The sequence below is a fragment of the Vibrio cincinnatiensis genome (assembly GCF_022113815.1).
Taxonomy (GTDB): Bacteria; Pseudomonadota; Gammaproteobacteria; order Enterobacterales; family Vibrionaceae; genus Vibrio; species Vibrio cincinnatiensis_A.
The window spans coordinates 176441-196547 of record NZ_SGOM01000002.1; the positions used below are offsets into that span (position 1 = coordinate 176441).

Below are 20107 nucleotides of genomic sequence, written 5' to 3' on the forward strand. Positions count from 1 at the left end.
TTTACAGTGTAAATAAGCACCGAACCATTCGGTGCTTATTGAGTTCATGATGTAGCTAAAAGGCTATTTTTATTCCGCTGGCGAGGGCAATCTGCACACATTTCACGCCCAGCACATTTATAGACCAAACAACAACTGGTGCGAGTAAGCTGTAGCTCATTGCGCTGAGAAACTAACGTTAAGTTATCTAGATACTTCTGGGGTAACTGGCAAGCATCAAGCCACAGCTTTGCATACTCCATCCATTGCTCACTCCCAAAATCAAATTGGGTTTTCTGTAATCGAAGTAATCCATTCAATAAATTGTCTGCCCAGAGATGTCGCGTAAAACCGGGACGGATTCGCACCCATTGATCCATCTCACGGCGATACGCTTCAAACAGAATCTGCAGCTGCTGTCCGGCTTTTTGAATCAATATTGGTACACTGCCTTGTTCAAACTGTGCAGATTCAAAATAAAAACCGCTGATCAAGGGAGTATGAACCCATTGATGAACGTGCTGAACATCCGGCAAAGCTTTTAGCTCATGAATCGCAATCAATGAAAGAGCCAGCGGCTGCCAGCAGAGAAGATCCCACGTTCGAGTTAGCCAATAAGCCGCTCCGGCCTCGGGCGCACCACTTTCGATGCTATGATAAAGACGTTGTATTACTGCCGTATTATTTTGAGCAATATGGATTCCAACCTCGTGCTCAGGTCGCTTATCATAGCCTTTTAGGTAAGGAGTATATTGGCTGGCATGCTCAAACAATTGGGTCAGTCGTCGATGGCTCATAATTCATACTGTTCATTATCAGAACGGCTAAGCATACTCACCTTCAACCAATATCGCAAACAATTCTCATTAAGATTTAAGCCGTTTTACTACCCTACAAAAGCAGCAGTGCCACATAGAAGATTCCATGTGGCACTGCTTTACTTTATCTTACTCTTTTTTATTGGCTGACAATACCAACTAAAAAATGCGTCAATGACATAACTAACCTTTACTTAGTCATGAGTTTTTTCGCAACGATACCATCTAAACCCAGTTTACCGGCTCCTGATAGCATCAGTGAGAAACTGGCTGCTAGTAAAGCCAAACCAAATTCATAACCGTTATTTGCCATAAATAGCCCATTTGCGAAGTGTACCGAGAAAATGGCGACCAACATGGTAAATGAAAGAACCGCTGCCGCAGGACGAGTGAGCAAGCCCAATAGAATGGCCAAGCCACCAAAGAATTCACCACTTCCGGCTAAAAATGCCATCACCACACCTGGACCAAGCCCAATAGAGTCCATCCATTGCCCTGTCCCTTCAAGACCATACCCGCCAAACCAACCAAATAATTTTTGAGCGCCATGAGCCATAAAGATAATGCCAACGGGAATACGTAGTGCCAATGTGCTGTAGCCTGCTTTAGATTCAACGAGTTTTTTAATACGTGCTTGCATGATCTCTTCCTCAATAAAATTCATTATCTAATTTTGAACTGGATGGGTTACCCCTCAATCGATGTAGCCATTTTAAAGAAATTAAGAATCAGGAAAACTAGGATAAATCGATACTAACATTCAATTTTTTTGAACAAGATAATATCTTGTCAAAAAAGAAAAAAGTCCAAATCCCGAAAAGTATGCACGTAACAGAGATTGCTTCAACTCACTTGTAACTGCACTGGACCTCGGCGAGTAGAGACAAATACCGCATTGCTGGCCAATTTTTTTGCTTCATACTTTGCGGCGGTCGAGAGCGCAGCCACGTCATGATAATTCAGGCAAAGCTCAGGATCCGGAAAAGTAATTCCGATTGATAAAGAAAGTAGCGGGTAGAAACAACGTTCTCCCGTTCGGCTTAATGCAACAATCCCCCCACGCTGTCGATCTTCACTGGTATAGTAATTCACAACGCAATCATCAAATTGAGTCACCAGCTTTTGGCATATGTGTTCAGCCTCATCACCATGAAAGATGATCACAAAATCATCACCACCAATATGACCAACAAAATTTCCGGTCCCGGCAACCTGTTGCTGAATCATATCGGCCAACATTTGCAGAACAAGATCACCTTTACTGTATCCATAAATGTCGTTGTACGGTTTAAAGTTATTGAGATCAAGATAGGCGACAGAAAAGGCAACCTTTTCTCGAAGAAGGCATTCGATTTGCTGATAAATAGGGACATTCCCCGGTAATAAAGTCAAAGGGTTGGCATAACGCGCATAGTGTAATTTGCGTTCACTGACTTTTTTTAACAGTTGTCGAACTGAGCCTAACCCAAGGTATTGCCCTTTCCGGCAAATAATAAAATACCAGCTAGAAGCATTACATTCATCTTCCGCCACTATACGGCTGACTTCATCTAAAGAATAACGGGCATCGACAATCACAGGAGTTGGATTCATCAATTGATTAATCGGTTTTTTCTCATACAATGCTCGGCCAAAAGGCTGAGCGAAAAAGCCTTCCAACTGAGTGCGGCAAATCAAGCCGACAGGAAAACCTTTTTTCAAAATAGCCATACTTTGTAACGTAGGCTGCTCTTTAAATAAAGCGTACACATCCATCGCTAATTGATAGTGAGGAACTGTTGGCGCATCACGCACAATTTGCTCAATACAATCATTGGCTAAATTTTCCGGTTCACGATGAGCGGGAAAAATATAACGGTGCTGTAGTACTAAGCTTTGCTGAGGGCGGCCCAATAAATATCCCTGCGCAAAATCTGCGCCTAATTCTCGACAAAGGTAAAACTCCTCCTCCGTTTCAATTCCTTCTGCTACCACCATCGCACCAATGGTTTTCGCCAAACGAATGATATTTTGTACAAATGCTTTTTTTGTTGGGTCACGATGTACACCATCAATAAAGTAGCGATCAATCTTCACAATATCTGGCTTCAATTCAGACCAGAGCTTCAAGCCTGAAAAACCGCTGCCTAAATCATCAATGGCAATTTTAAACCCAAGCTGACGGTAATGGTGAACCGCATTAATCAATAAGTCGGGGTCTTCTACTTGGTATTGTTCTGATATTTCAATGACTATTCTGGCAGGATTAAGCTGCATCTTCTCCAGCAAACTTTTTGTCAATAAACTGGTGTGATTTTCTGTTAATAATAGTAATGGATTCACATTTAAAAACAGCTGCCCATCAACTTGGGCTGCAGAAAAAGCCAAAATACTCAGTTCTCGACAAAGCATTTCTAGAGGTTCGAGCTCTCCGCAGGCTAAAGCGGTTTTAAACAGTTGGATTGGGGAATGTAAAGGACTATCAGAAGGCCCCCGAATCAAGGCTTCAAATCCTTTTATCGCACCATCTGAAAGCGACAATATAGGTTGAAAAAGTGGCGTTAATGCTCTGTTTTTTAGGATATGATTCAATTCAATACAATGCTGGGAAGAGGTAACCATACTTCTACTTAGATTCTGTCTAATGATGAAATCAAAGCCTAACGAGGCTGCATGACAGCTTTATTAACAGTGGTCTTTTTCATAAATGACAGGAACATTCTTTAGTCTCTCACGAATGCGGTTTAATGATTTAATAAAGAAAGCATAAAGGGCAGCTTACGCCTAAAAGCCCAAGCTACCCATATCACGGAGTTTTATCTTTCTGATTAGGCTTTAAACATCCAGCGGAACTGAGGCATATAATCGAGATTTTCTTTTACCGTCTCTTTTAACGCTTCATCTAATACTGTCCCGGTATTAACGATAGGGTTCAATATTAAGCCACGTTTAGCGGCAACTAAATTCCCCGTTACCGCCGCTTCAACCGTTAATGTTTCAAACTCTTTCATCAACTGAATCAGGCGTAAAGTATCGCTTGGAAAGGGAGCGACATTGAGCGGAAGAGGGCCACTTCTGGTGATCACTGAGCTTACTTCAACGGCACAGTCTTCCGGCAAACCTGCGATGGTGCCATTATTGCGCGTATTGACATGCATGATGGTGCGTTTATCGTTATGAATGGAGGCCATTAATTCACAAGCGGCTTCTGAATAATATTGACCGCCTCTTTTTTCCAACTCTTTCGGTTTTTCTGCCAATTGTGGATTTTTATAGATTTCGAACAGCCGTTGTTCCATCGCTTTGACAACCTCGCCCCGAGTGCCTTCACCCTCTGCTTCGTGTTGTTCCTGCTGCATAATATCGTCACTGGTATAGTAGTAACGTAAATAGGCACATGGAATCATGCCCATGGCTTGTAAAAGATCTTTCGGCCACTTGAATGGGGGGATATTGGCGGGTACTAAAGGATCGTGACCATTAAGAATCTCGTTCATCACCCAATTCAGTTTGTCTTGTCCTTGATGGAGGATCTGACGAACCCAGATCAGATGGTTTAAACCCGCGACCTGCATGATGAAATCATCTTCTTTGCTATTGAGAATCTGGGCTACTCCTTTTTGCATAATGATCGGGACATTACACAAGCCCACCGCCTTAACGTTCGTATGTTTAAGTACCGCTTCCGTTACCATGCCGGATGGATTAGTGAAATTCAGTAACCACGCATTAGGGCAAAGCTTTTCCATATCTCGACAGATTTCTAATGTAATTGGAATCGTGCGGCACGCATTGGCAAAACCACCTAACCCGTTTGTTTCCTGCCCAATCATGCCATATTTCAGTGAAATTCGTTCATCTCGAATACGCCCTTCCAGACATCCAGCACGAAATTGTGAGCAGACGAAGTCGGCGTTTTCTAATGCAGAACGTCGATCTAAACTGACATGTACATCCATCGTTAACCCGGCTTTTTTGATCATACGGCGAGCGAGGTCTGCAATGATATTGACCTTCTCCCAACCCTCTTCAATATCAACGAGCCATAATTCGCCAATCGGCAGTTCATTTTTACGCTTTAATAACCCTTCAATCAGTTCAGGAGTGTAGCTTGAGCCGCCACCAATAACCGCTATCTTTAGTTGTCTGTCCATTCCCATTTCCTCATTTGGATAAGCTGTGCTAATTTCACATTGATATCCATAGCAAGACAAACCAAATAATCGCCCTCATCTATTAGCCATATTAATACGTAATCATCATATGAAACATAAAGAACATTTGCTTGCCCATTTATATACCTTCAGCGTCGTCGCTAAATTTCGAAGCTTTACCTTAGCGGCAGAAGAGCTATGCCTGACACAAGGAGCCGTGAGTCAACGCATAAAAAAACTGGAAGAAGAGTTAGGGTTCAAACTGTTTGTTCGATTGACTCGTAAACTTGAATTAACCGAACAAGGAAAGCGGATTTTAGCCACTCTAACCTACTCACTGGATAACGTTTTTGCTGAAATTGAAGATATTCGTTTCAACGAGTTACGCGGTGAACTATACCTTGGTGCCGCCCCTACCTTTGCTCATTCATGGCTTTTACCTCGCTTAGCGGAGTTTCAACATCTATACCCTCACTTAGATGTCAAAATTCGAGTTAAAGCCAGCAAATTAGATTTTCAGAACCAACCGGTTGATCTAGCAATTTATTATGGCGATAACACCCATGCCGATTTCTATCATTATCGTCTGTTTGATGAGTACCTGTTACCGGTTTGTACCCCAGCGTACGCCCAAAAACTCAACTTACTAGATAGCGATCGCCGTTTACATGAAGCGTGCTTTTTACACTGTACCGAATCGTTAGAATTTCTCTCTCCACTAGCGGAATGGCAGCAATGGCTAAAAGAGACTGGGCGATCCCCCCAAATACTGCAACGAAAGTATGTATTTAATCATGAAGAACTCACTATGGTGGCCGCAAGACAATCAATGGGAATTGCCATGGGCCGTTACCACTTGATTAAACCCTACCTAGAGAGCGGTGAGCTCATTGCGCCATTTGAACGTATCCCTTCAGGGCTAGGGTACGATTTAATTTGCCCAAAAGGGCATGAAGTTCGCCCTCGATTTAGTGCATTTTTCCAATGGATTAAAAATCAGGTAGGAGAGTAAGTGATGGGTATAGTAAATAAAACTGGCGAGAGAGAGGTCAACATTCCGCCACTCTCACAACGCGCCCATGCTCCATGTATGACCAATAAATTCAATGTGTCAACGTGTGGGGCTCATTGATATGCATCGCGGTGAGATCGCCATTTGGGTTAAGCACATGAGGCAAGATTTTAGGTAAATTTAACTCAATATCTTTATCTTCTACGGGGTTAATCACTTCGTTATACCACCCTAATAAACCCAGTACCGCATAACCAATCGCATCATCGTCTTCACTATGTTCGATGATAATTTGCAGCAATCGTAAAATGGCACGGTCATTACTCTGCGCTTGTGTGCGAGTCGAATGAAAAATTGCCGTCGCCTCTGCAATAAGTCCATCAAACTCAGTTTCAATGGCCACTTTAAATGACCCACCATCAACAGAAATTCTCATATAACGTTATCTACTTAGTCACTTCCAGAAGTTAAGGAGCATAACCATTTTTGAAGCATTTGTCGTTACATAAGCGCGAGATAGCCAGTATCTCTCCTACCGAACCCATCAAGCCCTGCAACCAATAGCGATGAAAAAACAAACTCAGAAAAACACCAGAAATCTTAAGCTAATCTTAAGTTTAGATTTGCATCATATCGGCATTGTTTCACTTTCTGGTGATTTCGTAATGCCACAACCCCACCGTTATTCATTTCTTCGCATTCCCATGAGTATGCCCATGCTAATTGTCGTTTTGGCCATTTATTTTGGTACGGTCATGAATTATCCCGTGCTAAAAACACTTTTTCGGTTAAGCGAAGAAGTCTCTAACCCGCTGTTTCCCTATACGGCTCCGGTCTTGTTGATTTGCGCCTTTATCCTTATCTTTTCTGCGTTTGCTTGGCCCTATTTATTTAAGCCCTTTATGATATTTGTGTTGCTCACTTCGTCAGCAGCACTGTATGCCGAAGTAAATTTTCAAACCTTGTTTGATACCACCATGATGGAAAGTGTCTTTGAAACCAATTCGTCGGAAGTTTCGTTCTATTTCAATGGCGCAACTCTGTTCTACTTGCTCAGTTTCGGGGTGCTACCTTGTCTTTTCCTTGCTATGGTGCGCATCACTTCGCAGCGGACTTGGATACGAACCATCATTTCTCGGGTGAGTCTGGTTGTCATTGCTGTCATGGGAATAGGTTTGATTGCAGCCACGAGCTACAAAGACTACGCCTCTGTCGGTCGCAATAATCACTACCTCAATAAGATGATCATTCCGGCTCATCTCTACAGCGGGGCAAAATACCTCAATCAAACTTACTTCAGAACTCAACTGCCTTATCAGACTCTCGGTACGGATGCACACGTTGTTAGCACACCAAATGGTAAACCCACCTTGATGGTTGTGGTTCTGGGCGAAACCGCCCGTGCGATGAACTTTGCTTACAATGGATATCGCCGTGATACCAACCCATATACTAAAGAGATGGGGCTCATTGCATTTCAGGATGTGTCATCATGCGGCACCTACACTGCTCTGTCTGTTCCCTGTATGTTCTCTAACCTAACCCGTGATACTTACACTAAGTCTCGTGCCGAAGCGCAAGATAACGTTCTCAATGTTCTGCAATATGCGGGGGTGGATGTTCTTTGGATCGATAACGATGGGGGTGACAAAGGGGTGGCAAACAAGCTTCCCTACCTTTCTATTCGCGCATCACTGAAAAATGATGACTGTAATGGTTCCACCTGTTTTGACGTTGCTATGCTCAAGGATGCAAAAACATTTATTCATGATGGGCAACGCAATAAATTGCTGGTTCTGCACACCATCGGTAGCCACGGTCCAACTTACTGGCAACGCTACCCAGATGCTCAAGCACCATTCCAGCCAGCGTGTAATCGCAGCGATATCGAAAACTGTAACGACATGCAGATCGTCAATGTGTACGACAATACGCTGGTGTATACCGACTATGTATTAGCACAGGTGATTAACACGCTAAAAAGCGTGTCGAATACTTACAATGTGATACTGACCTACATTTCGGACCACGGTGAATCACTGGGTGAAAGTGGTCTTTACTTACACGGCACTCCATATGCGATTGCTCCTAAAGAACAAACTCAAGTGCCTTGGCTGCTCTGGATGCCCGAACAATATGCACAGCAAAAAGGTCTAAATACGCAGTGCCTCAAGGAGAAAGCAAAAAATAGCCCTCTATCACATGACAACTTATTCCACAGTTTGCTCGGCTTATATGGCGTACGTTCACAAGTTCAAAATGCTGAGCTGGATATTACGCAAAGCTGCCTACTAAGTTCATAACCCTTAATTTATAGCGTCCCCATACTATGCAACCAAAAGTCATCATTAAACGAACTGGCATTCACCGAATTATTTATACCGTTGTCCACAGTGTTAACGGGATTAAATGGCTATGCAAGCACGAAGCGGCCTTCCAACAAGAACTGATGCTGTTTGTACCTCTTACCATTGTTGCATTCTGGCTAAAGTTACCCACTATGCATACGCTGCTTGTAATACTGAGTATGGTCTTCGTCTTATTTGCTGAAATGGTCAACACCGCGATAGAAACCGTGGTTGATCGAGTCGGTCTGGAATATCACATTTTATCTGGCGTTGCGAAGAACATTGGTTCGGCGTTGGTGTTATTGAGTATGGTTTGCTCACTCGCCGTTTGGGGGGTGATATTATCTTTACTCTGACTTTGGGGAAGGCGGTGACAACACGCCAGATAGGATTATCTGGCGTTTCGATGTGTATCAAACATCATGGCTGGACATGAGGAAAAGTAACCACAAAGGTATTCGTACCATGTTCAGGAGGCACAAGATCAATGGTTGCCTGATGCAGGGTCGCAATGTCTTTACAAATCGACATCCCCAAACCTGCGCCATCGCCTTGCTCTGAATGGCCACGATAAAACTGTTCAAAAATTCGCTCTCGGGTCACTTGAGGGATCTCAGGCCCAGTATCAGAAACCGATACGTTGATGGTATGTTTATCTGACGTAACCCTAATTTGAATATCACTTTGGAGTCCCGAATATCGAATGGCGTTATCAATCAAATTTCGAAACAATACTTCGAGCAATATTCTGTCTCCTGATACCTGAACTTGTGCGGGTAAAAGGCTAATATCTTGGTTTTTCCTCAATGCTAATGGCGCTAAATCCGCAATCACGGCTTGCAACAAAGGTGTCAATTCTATCGTATCAACCCCATGCTCCGAGAAGCTTTCGACTTTCGCTAATGTAAGCAATTGATGGATCAACCGATCAGTTCGGTCAATACCTTGCAGTATATTATGTAAATCACCACGCAGTTGTTCAGGATCATGACTTCCTAATGCGTTCTCTACGTTAAGCCGTAATATCGTAAGCGGTGTTTTCAACTCATGTGCAGCAGCACGAGTAAACCGTTTCTCTCGTTGCCATGCTCGCTCAAGTTCAAACAATAATGAATTTAACGCGTCTACCAATGGTGCGAGTTCCACTGTATTGTCTGTGACATGGATGCGATCTAATCGATGTACATTGCGTTGTGTAATGGCGCGACGAAGTGCTTTGATGGGACGAAAAGATTTATCAATCAACCAGAACAATAACACCAGCAGAGCAGGTAAAAGTAATAACTGTTCAACCAAGGTTGACAGCGCGATTTCGTTGATGATTTCCTGCCTAATTTTTTGTTTTTCAGCAACCACAACAAATTCGTTTTGATAGTCGGTTTGTGGAAAAGAAAGCTGAAAGGTTCGCCATAAAACCCCTTCTTTTTGCACATCAGAATAACCATCACGGGCCAGCGGTGAGGCAAGAGCCCCCAAATGAGGAGATGAACTCCACAGCATGGTTTTGTCACGGTAAAATTGGAACACGATATTTTGTTCGTAAGGGTGGCCGAATGGGGTCGCTTTATCTCCGCTCGATTTTGCCAGTAGTTTGATATTTTTCATCCACTGATCAAACAGTTCTCGATAATTAGCCAACATGTGTTCTTCGGTGGACATCGACAGGGTTAATAACATCAACTTGGCCGATTGTCCAAGCCTTGCATCATAGACTTCTTCCACTTCATGCTTGGCAGACAAAAAGCTAAAAAATAATGAGATTAGCAAGAGCGCGCTGACCAGTAACCCGACAGAAATCGTCAGTTGACGTTTGATAGAATAGGTTTTTTTATTTTTCAAGAATGTACCCCACTCCACGAATATTCTTAATCGCAATATTGGGGGCTTTTTTACGTAAGTTGTGAATATGCACCTCTATGGCATTATCACTTGAGCCTTCATCCCAACCATGAAGTGACTGCTGCAACTGCTCTTTACTTTGCACTCGCCCCGCATTAGTCATCAAACTGGTCAGGATTTTGAACTCATTGCGTGTCAGCTTCAGCGGGCTCCCGTTGTAATAAATACTCTGCTCTGACAACGACAAAGATAAAAAACCAATTTGAATCACTTCTTCAGCACTACCAGATTGGCGTCGGATCAACACTCGCAGCCTTGCAAGCAACTCTTCTAAAGCAAAAGGCTTCCCTAAATAGTCATCAGCACCGCCATCTAACCCCTGAACTCGGTCGCGTATGTCATCTCGTGCTGTCAGTATCATCACGGGAAGTTTAAAACCACTTTTTCGAATATCACGTAGAACTTCTAACCCATCAATATCCGGTAAGGTGAGATCTAAAATCACAGCGGTGAAAATCTCCGTTTTCAGTACACTGGTAACAATTGAACCTTTTTCTACCCAATCTACGGTGTATCCATGGCGACTGAGTGATGTCACCATAGACTGACCGAGTAATTTATCATCTTCGACAAGTAATAAACGCATAGGTTATTTTAATCTCTCCAGTGTTGCTTCAATTTCTTGCTTTCTTCCCTTATCGGTTAAGGAGCGATCGGGGCGTGGTGAAGCTTGCATCGCACGGCTCAGATACACGCGGGCTTCTTTGCCTCGTCCTTCCTCGGCGAGAAAGTCACCGTAAAAATAGTTCGGATCCATCCCCGTTGGATTGATCTCCAACGCTTTTTTCAACATTAGCTCTGCTTTCTCATCATCACCAAAGCCAATGGGCCATCCAGGGACTTTGTAATACAAGGATCCCAAGCTAGTGTATGCCGAACCATCAAGCGTTTCTGGTGCGTTATCAATCACTTCCTCAAGCAGTGATTTGGCTTCTTTAGCTAAAGATAAACCGCCTAATCCGCCTTGAACACCTGCAAGGGATGCTTTATTGATTGCCAGCCAAACGGTGAGTTCCAGATTTTTGGGGGCTTTGTCTAAATAAAGATGGGTTTTCGTTATGGCTTGATCAAAGCAACGTTCTTTTTTATGACTATCAGGTGTTCTGTACTGACATTCTGCCCATTGGTGTTGAATGTCTTGCAGTGGCGTTTTTGCCAACGCCACCGTGGATATCAACATCAATCCAAGTGTTAAAAAATACCGTCGTTGTTTTACACTCATCCTTCATTTCCTCGTTAGTGGTTCACTCGGTTTAGGTATTGTTGAATTGTTTCTTGCTGCTTACGAATGGCAGAGGAAACCACACTGGGTAACAGTTGGTTCATCCGCGCAAAGAGCTTTTCTGGCCAACCAATCCATTTGGCGGCAATCTCTTTTTCCAACATGGTGACCACGTGCTCAGCAACGATTTGAGGGGTATCCATTTTATTGCCCAATTTTCGATTCATCGCATTCACCGCTTCACTGTTTAATGCGGTTTCTGTTGCTCTTGGCGCTAAATACAGAACTCGAATTCCCGTGGCGAACAATTCTCTATCTAACGCTTCGGTAAAGCGGTGCAGCCCCGCTTTTGCTGCACAGTAAGTGGTATAACCTGGATACCCAATCGAGCCAAAAGTTGAACCCATATTGAGGATAATCCCCGGCTGTTTCAGCCACGTTAGGGCTGATTGACACAGTAAAATCGGCGCAACAAGGTTAAGGTGAAGCTCTTCATTGATCTGAATAGGCGGCTTGTGAGTTAAAAGCGTGAAATCGTTACTGCCCGCATTATTTATTAACACATCCACTTTTGAGATGTTTCTTGCCAGCGTGGCTATGGCCATTAAGCCTGTTGTGGATGTGATATCAGCCACTAACACATGATGAAGGTGAGGATTGGGTAATAAGCTTTGTAGCGTATTGAGGCACACTTCATTTCGCCCCACAAGGATTAAACGCGCACCTCGGCTTGCTAGTGTATGAGCGATCGCTTGCCCGATTCCTCCCGTTGCTCCTGTCAATAGAATCGTGCTGTCGCTAATGTCCATCCGCCACCTCACCATCACATTGAGTAGAGAAAGAAGGGAGTGAACAAAGCATCTGTCCATACAGTGTAAAGACCATATTGGCGGCCTCAATGATGGCCTGTTGGTCTGCTTCATCTGTGATCTTATCCATTAGTGTCTTAAAAAACTGCAAATGATCTTGATCTAAGACGCTATGAGAAATGAGGTAAGTCATCGCTGAAGGTGGCAAGTTAAGCGTAGATTGGATCTTTTCTGCCATTTGCCCTCCGATGCCGACGCTCGTCCCTTCCAGTACCCAAACCATGCCAAATAAAGCTAACGGATTATGTCGATCAATCTGGTAATAAAGGTATGCAACCATTAGTTCAATGGCTTGCCCTACTCGGCCTTCGCCCATGTTATTGCGTACGGCTTCCACTTGACCACCACAGGCTCGAATGTCATTCAAAATCCATTCTTGATGGCCTTTTTCTTCGTCAATGTATTCCGCTATCGCCTCTCTCACCCATTCATACTCTTCCGATAAGCGACCACCACATGCCATCAGCAAAGGAACGGTATGCTTAACGTGATGATAAGCCTGTGTCAAAAAAGCGATATACCTCTCTTTGGAAAGCTTGCCTTGTTGTATATCGGCGATCACCGGAGCCGTGAACATGGTTTGTCTAGCCGCCGATGTGCGATGTTTTAGTTGTTCGAAAAATAAAGTCATGCCCTTCTCCTTAAGAAGTGGTTAACGAAGCCATCCTGGATGGCTGAAAAGGCAGATCGAACCGTTGAACCTTTTGATTTTTCAGCCTACAGTCAGAGGGGGTGGCGGCAAGTAACTGAGTAACGCAGTGTTCGATCTCGTCACGTTTGAGCTTGCCATTATTGGTGTACCAATCGGCCATTGCTTTGGGGTTATCCAGCATCAATACAGTGCGGATCTGCGCATAGTCAGGCAGTGTGTCATTTAGTGCTGAGATTTTTTCTTCCGCATGATCCACCACTTCCATAACGGCACACAACGCCTGCTGGCTATCACCGGTGATAATGAACTGAACATGAGGTAAGAAAGCCAACGCCTCTGATTCAATCCATTCTGGCGACACGTTTCTGCCATAAGCGGTGACAATGAGGTTCTTTTTTCGTCCTAATAACGTCACATATCCTTGCTCATCCATGTCAGCTAAATCACCGGTGGCTAGCCACGCTTGATGAAACGGCTCATTTAAATAACCAAGCGCTGTCGCTCCTTTCACCAAAAGCTCCCCATCTTCTGCGATACGAACTTGAATATGAGGAAGCGGTTTACCACAACTGCCTGATTGAAAATGAGCCGGGGTATTTAGGCAAACGACTGAACCACATTCAGACAACCCATATCCTTCAAATGCAGGAATATGAAGATCATGCGCAGCCTTGATGAGCGAAGCAGAGACTTTGGCGCCCCCCACAGCGACAAACTTGAGAGATTCCGCCAACCAAGGCTGTAACTTGACGAGTGAAATCAGTGCCAGCAACAGGGCAGGAGTGAGCACGATGCTGTCTGGTTTTATACCAGCCAAAATGTCAGCAAATAAATGAGGGTTGAATTGACTTGACCCCAGAAGCCCCGTACGTTGTCCGGGGAAAATATATGAGGTTCCCCCCAAGATCAGAGGCACATATATGCCCGTAATATTTTCCAGTAATGTGGAAAGTGGTAGCAGCACCAAATGTGTATGAGCAAAACCTCTGACACTATTAGCCAATGAACGGGCAACAGAGCAGAGATGTTCATTGCTTAAACATACGCCTTTCGGGTGGCCTGTTGACCCAGAAGTAAAGGTGATTTTTCCCGTGCCTTCCAAATAAGAGGCTCGAGTGGGTCGACGTAAGCGTCGAAGCGGCAAAGCAGCCATCGTCAGGGACACATCTTGCGCTATTTCAAGCGAGTAAGGTTTGCTTTGCCAATCACCAAGAAGAGCATCAGCCCCAGATTGAGCTAAGATGTGTTCCACTTGTGCGGGAGAGAAGAAGGTCGGAATCGGTACAACGACAACGTTAGCCATCATAGCAGCTAAGTCCACCACCGCCCAGTTTAGGCCATTTTCCATTCGCAGTGCGAGTACATCAATCTTCTGCGCCATCAGCTCGGCAGCAACCTGCTCAACCTTGCACAACAATGCCGAGTAAGTGAGTTCAACTAATGAGTCGGTTTCATCACCCCCAACCAAAGCTACCCGATCAGGAGTCATTTTTGCCCATTGAGTGATGGCTTCAAGGAGAATATTCATACGCCACCTATGCTTGTTTACGCTGTCTTGTGAGCATAACTCGAAGATGTTCAAGCCCTCTGCGCAAATTTCCAGCCAGTACACGCGGCTGATATTCGTAATAAGACCCCCACGTAGCGAATGCATCGGGAACTTTATTTGGATCCGCCTCTGCTATCACTTGAGGCTGTAAACCTAAGCGAGTCATCATGACATGCAATGGGTCGGTTGCGGTAAAGATGCACCATTCAAAACCTAGCTCTACCAACCTTTCAGCAATAAGGTAAAAATGCAAAGGCGACATACCTTTGGCAAACGAGGCTAAATGGCCAAATTCCACCAAGTTAGAACGTTTAATTTCACAATGAAAAACAGCCGAGATTAAAGATTGAGCCTCCCCCTCCAGATATTGCTCAAGAAATAAAGGCTCATCTTTCGCAATGCGAAACCCACAGACAGAGAGGATCTGTTGATTATGGATGAGCGTTAAATATGCGGGCATAAACTGCTTAAGTTCCGCAAAAAATGCGGCGTGATAACGCAGAGAAACATGCTCAATCACGTTTTGCCAAAGCGGATGGGTTGAAGATACGATGGCTAATGTAAAGCCCTCTTCAGAAGTGTTGGCCATGCCTTTCATTTGCGCTTCCTTTATTGGATGAGTTACAAATAAAGTAAAACGTGAAACTTAAGAAACTCTTAAGAAATGAAAAAAACTTGGCGACCAAGCCGATGTCATTCAATGCATATTGGTGTGGTTACCTAATCCTGTCTTTTTTCCAGCGAAAAAATGAGCCTCGAACCAGTAGTACTTCTGTAAAGTTCGAGCGATAATCCCCGCCACAGATAAGTTTATGCTCTAACATGAGCAGTACAAAAGTAGAACAACAACGATGACAACCCCGTCAACCATCATTATTGGGCTGTATAATCCCAAAAGCCCAACCAACGTAGGGGCGGTTATGCGCGCCGCAGGTTGCTATAACGCCACTCAAGTGCGCTACCATGGGAGCCGCTATAATCGTGCTGTAAAATTTCAAACAGATACTCAAAAAACGCATCAGCGTATCAATTTAGTAGAAATGAACGACCTCACCGCAGAGATTGCCGATGATGTGGAAATTGTCTGTGTGGAATTGGTGGTTGGCGCGACGGCATTGCCTCTTTTCACTCACCCTGAAAACGCGATATATCTATTCGGGCCTGAAGATGGCTCACTGCCACAAGACATCGTTGATCAAGCACATCACGTGGTTTATATCCCTACACATGGTTGCATGAACCTCGCAGCAACGGTGAATGTGGTGATGTATGATCGTTTAGCAAAAACACTAGGCGCAATTGATGACCAACAGCAAGTGATAGCTAACCGAGATAATAAAAATCGTCTAAAAGTAAAAGAATGCGCCTAAACACATAGGAGATGTTCCTTTTCAACGAACCGAAATATCCAATTGAAGGATAATCTTCTTGAAAAACAACAACCCCACCTTAGTTAGGCTCCAACGATAAAATATGGCTGGAAGACTGTAAAGTGGGGTTATTTTTATATTATTGGCTCTTTAATTACTTCTCTTTACCAAACACGTTATTTTCTTGCTCTAACACACGAATAAATGTTGTACGTTTGGTTAGCTCTTTAAGCTTTGCTGCACCTACGTATGTACAGGTTGAACGCACGCCACCAAGGATATCTTGAATGGTTCCGTGTACACTGCCACGATAAGGTAATAGAACGGTTTTTCCTTCGGCCGCACGGTAACCGGCAACGCCACCAGAGTGTTTGTCCATCGCACTCTTTGAAGACATCCCGTAAAATTTCATGTATGTCTCACCGTCTTTCTCGACGATGTCACCACCCGCCTCTTCATGGCCTGCCAACATTCCGCCAAGCATGACAAAATCTGCACCACCACCAAAGGCTTTTGAAACATCCCCCGCACAAGTACAGCCACCATCACCAATAATACAGCCACCTAAACCGTGAGCAGCATCAGCACATTCGATAATCGCTGACAGTTGAGGATAACCCACCCCGGTTTTCACTCGAGTCGTACAAACCGATCCAGGGCCAATACCGACTTTAACAATGTCGGCACCAGCAAGAATCAGCTCTTCACACATATCACCAGTTACAACATTTCCCGCTGAAATCACCTTATCGGGGAAAGCCGTACGTACTTGCTGAACATAATCCACTAGGTGCTCGGAATAACCATTCGCAATATCGATACAGATAAAAACAAGCTCATCAGACATAGCCATAATGTCTTTGGTTTTTTGAAAGTCAGCCTGTGAGGTTCCGGTAGAAACCATCACTTTACTGAGCGTTTCACTGTCTGAGTTTTTTACAAATTCGGCCCAATCATCCACGGTGTAGTGTTTATGGACGGCGGTCATCACCCCATGTTCCGCTAACGCTTTTGCCATTGCGAAACTTCCCACTGAGTCCATGTTTGCAGCAATAACAGGGACACCAGACCATTGACGGCCACTATGCTTGAAGGTAAACTCGCGGGTTAAATTTACTTGAGAACGGCTTTTTAAGGTTGAACGTTTCGGGCGAAACAGGACATCTTTAAAACCTAACTTAAGTTCTTGTTCGATACGCATGTAATATTCCTTAGTTGATACACGGCTTGTGTCTCATCGCACTGTGCGCAGTCACCCTGTTGGCAGACAAGGTCACTGATCTTCGGACACAAAAAAACCGGAGCGTTGGCAGACGCTCCGGTTTTCAGCATTATAGGTTGCGATTTATTTCCAGCAAGTCTGATATTTCATTTTTTTTTATGTTACCCTTGCGAAGATTCCATACTCCAGACTTGTTCACAATACTCCCACCAGAAGAAACCTAAAAATTAGCTTGCATTTCAATATCTTGAAAAAAACAATTATCACTTTTCCCAATTAGCAATAACGTTTTCGTTTTTACTCTTAAAAAACAATGCCACACAATCGTCACAACGTGAGAGAAATCACGTTATAAAATAACCATTTCCTATGTATCTCTTCACTAAAAATCACGATTTTGTCAGCTAAAACCTTTCCCTACATAAAAAATAGGGTTTATTTTTATTGCTATTCGGTTTATACCCAAAGGAATACTTCTGGGCCATTCACCCTCGCCCACTAAGTCTGATCTTATTTAAGGAGACAGCAACTATGATTAACGTCGCTTTTTTCAGCGCTAAAACCTATGATGAAACCTCATTTAACCGCTTTACCGACCCTCAAACACTAACGCTTCACTTCCATGATTTTCGCTTAACTCAAAAAACAGCTCAAATGGCTCGAGATTGCCAAGTCGTTTGTGCCTTTGTGAATGATGAATTGGGGGAGGATGTCTTAAATGAACTTTATCAAGGGGGGACTCGCCTTATTGCAATGCGCTGTGCCGGCTTTGACAAAGTCGATTTAGAAGCGGCAAAAAGAATTGGCTTACAAGTAGTTCGTGTTCCCGCATACTCTCCTGAGGCGGTAGCGGAACATACGGTTGGGCTTATGATGTGCCTTAACCGTCGCTTTCATAAAGCCTATCAACGAACCCGTGAAGCCAACTTTTCATTAGAAGGTTTGGTGGGTTTTAACTTCTACGGTAAAACTGTTGGTGTGATTGGCACAGGGAAAATTGGAGTTGCCACCATGAGAATTCTGAAAGGGTTAGGCATGACCATTCTCTGCTATGATCCGTACCAGAACCCAGCAGCTCTTGAGCTAGGAGCAAAGTATGTACCGCTGTCCGACATTTTTACCAATAGTGATGTCATCACTCTACACTGCCCAATGTCGAAAGAAAATTATCACCTACTGAATGAACAAGCGTTTAATCAGATGAAAGATGGTGTGATGATCATCAACACCAGCCGAGGTGAGCTGCTCGATTCTGTTGCCGCTATTGAAGCGCTAAAAAAAGGCCGAATTGGTGCTCTCGGCCTTGATGTGTACGACAATGAAAAAGATCTTTTCTTCCAAGATAAATCGAACGACGTGATTGTGGACGATGTTTTCCGCCGCCTCTCTGCCTGTCACAATGTTCTTTTTACTGGCCACCAAGCCTTCTTAACCGAAGATGCGCTCAATAATATTGCTCAGACCACGCTCAACAATATTTTGGCCTTTACACAAGGCTCGTCATCGGGCAATGAGTTAATTGATTAACGGTTGACTAAGCGGCGCAGATGCGGGATTAAATCACTCGCAAGCAGTCCTCGCTCACCAAACTCTTCGGCGTTTTGATCGGCCGCTTGGCTATGGATTAAAACGCCGACTTTGGCTGCATCAAATAATGACAGCCCCTGCGCAAGCAATGACACAATGATCCCCGTTAAGACATCCCCCATACCACCACTGGCCATTCCCGGATTACCAGCCAGACAAACATAAACATCTTGCCCATTACACACTAGGGTTCCGGCACCTTTCAGTACAACAACACCGCCATATTTCTGCTGTAGCGCTTTGACCGCTTGGAAACGATCAGCCTCGATATTTTCCACATCGCAATCAAGCATTCTTGCTGCTTCTGCCGGATGCGGCGTAATGATCCGCTGTTCATCATAACAAGCAGATTGGGCCAAAAAATACAAAGCATCGGCATCCATCACTTTCGGCTTATTAATGCTTTGTACGCAGGCCATCAGTTGCTGGGCAATCATATCTCGGCCTAACCCTGGGCCAATAGCCAATACGCTACACCAGTTTAGCCGATGATCGAATACGGCTTTGTCAGCCCAATCAGCGGTCATGACTTCAGGACAACTGACCAAAAGTGGTTTGGTATTATCAGACTGAACCAATGCTGCCGTTAAACCACTTCCGGTTCGAACGCAAGCTTGTGCCGCCAATATCGCTGCGCCCCCCATCCCAGAATTTCCACCAATCAACAACACTTTACCATGCTGGCCTTTATGAGCGGTACGCTTCCTCAACGGAAGGGCTTTTTGAGCAGCCTTGCTATCAATCGCGGTTAAAGTCGCGGTATTTTGGCTGTTGAATGTTTCTTCAACCCCAAGCCCAGCAAAATGCAACTGCCCAACATGATCTCGGGCTTTACCCGTTACTAACCCTTGCTTAAGGCCAATCAAACTGATCGTATGCTGTGCATAAATTGCCGAGCCCAACACGGTTCCTGTTTGGCTACACAACCCAGATGGTATATCAATGGCAACCACGGGAATGTCACTGCCATTAATGGTTTCAATAACATTTTGCATCGCAGAACGCACAACCCCCTTCACACCAGTACCAAGTAAGCCATCTATTACCACATCCACGCCGTCAGGCAATGTCTCAGCACAGGGAAAAACCTCACCGCCACTATCTATCCAATGATAATAGGCGGTGCGAGCATCACCCTGTAAGCGCTCAGGATCCCCATATTGCCATAACGTCACTTGAATACCGACCGACTGAGCTAAGCGAGCAACAATATAGCCATCCCCCCCATTATTTCCACTCCCACAGCACACCAGCCAATGGTGCGAACCTGGATACTGGGCCAAAGCAACAGTAAACACAGCTTGTCCAGCTCGTTCCATTAACCGAAACAGGTCTAAACCTTGTGCTTTCGCCGCTAGTAATTCGCCACGTTTAACTTGTTGAGGGGTATAAAAAGTCCGTGGTAATAGCACCATTATCTCCTTGGTTCCGTTATTTACTCTCGATT

At 44.3% G+C, this 20107-nt stretch carries 19 protein-coding genes; 5 read left to right on the forward strand and 14 right to left on the reverse strand.

All coding sequences use genetic code 11. The features are described 5' to 3' along the window. Positions 1 to 44: 44 nt before the first annotated feature. The 4 genes from EXA13_RS03795 to EXA13_RS03810 all read right to left on the reverse strand — a co-directional run bounded on the left by EXA13_RS03795 (position 45) and on the right by EXA13_RS03810 (position 4930). On the reverse strand, positions 45 to 776 hold the full coding sequence (locus tag EXA13_RS03795) for a siderophore ferric iron reductase (protein WP_238131968.1): 732 nt from the start codon (positions 774 to 776) through the stop codon (positions 45 to 47). Between the two features lie 211 nt (positions 777 to 987). Next, on the reverse strand, positions 988 to 1437 hold the full coding sequence (locus tag EXA13_RS03800; protein WP_238131969.1) for a DoxX family protein: 450 nt from the start codon (positions 1435 to 1437) through the stop codon (positions 988 to 990). A 203-nt stretch (positions 1438 to 1640) separates the two neighbouring features. Further along, positions 1641 to 3398 carry a GGDEF domain-containing protein gene (locus EXA13_RS03805; protein ID WP_238131970.1) on the reverse strand — a complete coding sequence of 586 codons (1758 nt, stop codon included), beginning with the start codon at positions 3396 to 3398 and terminating at the stop codon, positions 1641 to 1643. A 206-nt stretch (positions 3399 to 3604) separates the two neighbouring features. After that, positions 3605 to 4930 carry a 6-phospho-beta-glucosidase gene (locus EXA13_RS03810; RefSeq protein WP_238131971.1) on the reverse strand — a complete coding sequence of 442 codons (1326 nt, stop codon included), beginning with the start codon at positions 4928 to 4930 and terminating at the stop codon, positions 3605 to 3607. A gap of 109 nt (positions 4931 to 5039) precedes the next feature. Here EXA13_RS03810 and EXA13_RS03815 point away from each other — a divergent pair, with 109 nt between their 5' ends. After that, on the forward strand, positions 5040 to 5942 hold the full coding sequence (locus EXA13_RS03815; protein WP_238131972.1) for a LysR substrate-binding domain-containing protein: 903 nt from the start codon (positions 5040 to 5042) through the stop codon (positions 5940 to 5942). A 91-nt stretch (positions 5943 to 6033) separates the two neighbouring features. Here the strand turns inward: EXA13_RS03815 and EXA13_RS03820 are convergent, their stop codons facing one another. Beyond that, entirely contained in the window at positions 6034 to 6378 is a 345-nt protein-coding gene (locus EXA13_RS03820) for a hypothetical protein (RefSeq protein WP_238131973.1), read from the reverse strand. Positions 6379 to 6652: 274 nt separating this feature from the next. Here EXA13_RS03820 and EXA13_RS03825 point away from each other — a divergent pair, with 274 nt between their 5' ends. Beyond that, a complete protein-coding gene (locus tag EXA13_RS03825) occupies positions 6653 to 8245 on the forward strand; it encodes a phosphoethanolamine transferase (RefSeq protein WP_238132182.1) in 1593 nt (530 codons plus the stop codon). A 26-nt stretch (positions 8246 to 8271) separates the two neighbouring features. After that, positions 8272 to 8646: a diacylglycerol kinase gene (locus EXA13_RS03830; protein WP_238131974.1), complete on the forward strand. Its 375-nt coding sequence runs from the start codon at positions 8272 to 8274 to the stop codon at positions 8644 to 8646. A 64-nt stretch (positions 8647 to 8710) separates the two neighbouring features. Here the strand turns inward: EXA13_RS03830 and EXA13_RS03835 are convergent, their stop codons facing one another. From EXA13_RS03835 to EXA13_RS03865, 7 genes are read right to left on the reverse strand one after another with little or no spacing between them, the layout of a single operon-like run. Next, positions 8711 to 10129 carry a sensor histidine kinase gene (locus EXA13_RS03835; RefSeq protein ID WP_238131975.1) on the reverse strand — a complete coding sequence of 473 codons (1419 nt, stop codon included), beginning with the start codon at positions 10127 to 10129 and terminating at the stop codon, positions 8711 to 8713. After that, positions 10119 to 10775, reverse strand: coding sequence for a response regulator (locus EXA13_RS03840; RefSeq protein ID WP_238131976.1), 657 nt, complete (start codon positions 10773 to 10775; stop codon positions 10119 to 10121). Before EXA13_RS03840 ends, EXA13_RS03835 begins: the two co-directional genes overlap by 11 nt. A gap of 3 nt (positions 10776 to 10778) precedes the next feature. After that, a complete protein-coding gene (locus EXA13_RS03845; protein ID WP_238131977.1) occupies positions 10779 to 11411 on the reverse strand; it encodes a tetratricopeptide repeat protein in 633 nt (210 codons plus the stop codon). Between the two features lie 14 nt (positions 11412 to 11425). Next, positions 11426 to 12220 carry an SDR family oxidoreductase gene (locus EXA13_RS03850; protein WP_238131978.1) on the reverse strand — a complete coding sequence of 265 codons (795 nt, stop codon included), beginning with the start codon at positions 12218 to 12220 and terminating at the stop codon, positions 11426 to 11428. Further along, positions 12210 to 12911, reverse strand: a complete 702-nt coding sequence (locus EXA13_RS03855; RefSeq protein ID WP_238131979.1) for a TenA family transcriptional regulator — start codon at positions 12909 to 12911, stop codon at positions 12210 to 12212. Before EXA13_RS03855 ends, EXA13_RS03850 begins: the two co-directional genes overlap by 11 nt. 10 nt (positions 12912 to 12921) lie before the next feature. Then, positions 12922 to 14460: an AMP-binding protein gene (locus tag EXA13_RS03860; protein ID WP_238131980.1), complete on the reverse strand. Its 1539-nt coding sequence runs from the start codon at positions 14458 to 14460 to the stop codon at positions 12922 to 12924. 7 nt (positions 14461 to 14467) lie between these two features. Continuing rightward, complete coding sequence (locus tag EXA13_RS03865) at positions 14468 to 15079, reverse strand: thermostable hemolysin (protein WP_238131981.1); 612 nt, start codon at positions 15077 to 15079, stop codon at positions 14468 to 14470. A gap of 253 nt (positions 15080 to 15332) precedes the next feature. On the opposite strand from EXA13_RS03865, the gene EXA13_RS03870 reads away from it, so the two are divergent. Then, positions 15333 to 15851: an RNA methyltransferase gene (locus EXA13_RS03870; protein WP_238115278.1), complete on the forward strand. Its 519-nt coding sequence runs from the start codon at positions 15333 to 15335 to the stop codon at positions 15849 to 15851. Positions 15852 to 16005: 154 nt separating this feature from the next. Here the strand turns inward: EXA13_RS03870 and EXA13_RS03875 are convergent, their stop codons facing one another. Further along, complete coding sequence (locus tag EXA13_RS03875) at positions 16006 to 17052, reverse strand: GMP reductase (RefSeq protein WP_238131982.1); 1047 nt, start codon at positions 17050 to 17052, stop codon at positions 16006 to 16008. Positions 17053 to 17604: 552 nt separating this feature from the next. On the opposite strand from EXA13_RS03875, the gene EXA13_RS03880 reads away from it, so the two are divergent. Next, a complete protein-coding gene (locus tag EXA13_RS03880) occupies positions 17605 to 18600 on the forward strand; it encodes a 2-hydroxyacid dehydrogenase (protein WP_238131983.1) in 996 nt (331 codons plus the stop codon). Here EXA13_RS03880 and EXA13_RS03885 read toward each other — a convergent pair. Then, positions 18597 to 20072 carry an NAD(P)H-hydrate dehydratase gene (locus EXA13_RS03885; protein ID WP_238132183.1) on the reverse strand — a complete coding sequence of 492 codons (1476 nt, stop codon included), beginning with the start codon at positions 20070 to 20072 and terminating at the stop codon, positions 18597 to 18599. The genes EXA13_RS03880 and EXA13_RS03885 overlap by 4 nt on opposite strands. Positions 20073 to 20107: the final 35 nt, after the last annotated feature.